The sequence below is a fragment of the Priestia sp. P5_B4 genome (assembly GCF_056400385.1).
Map to the genome: position 1 here is coordinate 1 of NZ_JBFULJ010000944.1, position 1,424 is coordinate 1,424.

General features: G+C 35.6%; 2 protein-coding genes. Both read left to right on the plus strand.

Going from position 1 to position 1,424, the window contains the following annotated elements; translation table 11 throughout:
* A partial coding sequence (locus tag AC1DRF_RS27725; protein WP_477742272.1) for a glycoside-pentoside-hexuronide (GPH):cation symporter occupies positions 1-1,096 on the plus strand: 1,096 nt, incomplete at its 5' end.
* Positions 1,097-1,198: 102 nt separating this feature from the next.
* A partial coding sequence (locus AC1DRF_RS27730) for a LacI family DNA-binding transcriptional regulator (RefSeq protein WP_477742273.1) occupies positions 1,199-1,424 on the plus strand: 226 nt, incomplete at its 3' end.

The following is a 1,424-nucleotide window of genomic DNA, read 5'->3' on the forward strand; positions in this document are numbered from 1 at the left end:
GTATTTACTATTCGGAAGTATGGTGTTGGCCATTTTAACCGTACTCACTTTTATTTCTCCAAACCTTTCACCGGCGGGTAAATTAATTTATGCGTACGCTTCTTATATGATCTGGGGAATTGGCTATTCATTTGTCAATATTCCATACGGATCGCTAGGCGCATCCATGACTCAAAATACTTCTGATCGCACGTCTCTTGCTGCTTTTCGTCAAACAGGATCATTAGGTRCACTGTTTGTAACCAGCATTGCTGTTGTACCGCTCATTCTGTTATTTCCAAATGAAAAAATCGGTTATCCCGTTGTCATGGGGATTATGTCGGTCATTGGAATAATCGCTTTTTATGTATGTTATCGCAACTGCAAAGAACGCATTGTCGTAAAAGAGAGTCCAAAAGAAAAATTATCAGTCAAGTCTATTTTTAAAACGTTTGTAAGTAACAAACCTCTTTTAATTTTAGTATTTATGACGGTATTTACCATTTCAGCTTACAATATTAAATCAGCTATGCTTATTTACTTTGCACAATATAATTTAGGAAATGTTAAATTGATGGCTTACATGAACTTTATTATTATTGGTTCATCCTTTCTAGGAGTCATTATGCTGCCAAAGCTTGTTAGCCGATTTGGAAAAAAGCAGGCGGCAATGATTGGCTTAGGAATCAGTATTGCAGCGGACACAGTAAATTTCTTTATGCCTTCTAACGTCGTAATTTTTACAATTTTAGCAAGTATTGCTTTTATAGGTATCAGCATTCCTAACGGGATTACATGGGCATTTGTATCAGATATCATTGATTATGGTGAATGGAAAACAGGCGAAAGAAAAGAAGGCACAACGTATTCACTGTTCAACTTTTCTCGAAAGCTCGCTCAGTCGCTATCCGGCTTCTTATCAGGTATTGGTTTAGGGTTAGTTGGGTATATCCCAAACGTGGCACAAAAGGCAGGTACATTAGTGGGGATTAAAAGTTTACTGTTACTATATCCTGCTATTGCTTTATCCATTGCTGCAGTGATTATTGGTTTTATGTATAAGCTAACGGATAAGAAACACGCGGAGATTGTCCAAGATATTCATGCTAGGTCTTAGTCAAAACTGTCATAACATTCACCATTTGCTTATTATTCCTACTAAGTTGTGATATGCTTATAATAAAAATCGATACTGATTCATTAAAGGAAGGTAAATGAAATGGGTGTTACAATTAAGGATATTGCAAAACTAGCAAACGTATCACATACAACGGTTTCACGTGCATTAAACAATAGTCCGCTTATTAAAGAAAAAACAAAAAAGAAAATTTTAGATATTGCAAATACGCTTAACTATATTCCTGACTACCATGCGAAAAATTTAGTTCTTCAAAAATCTCATACAATTGGACTGTTTTTTACGAGCATGGCAAACGGTACATCAC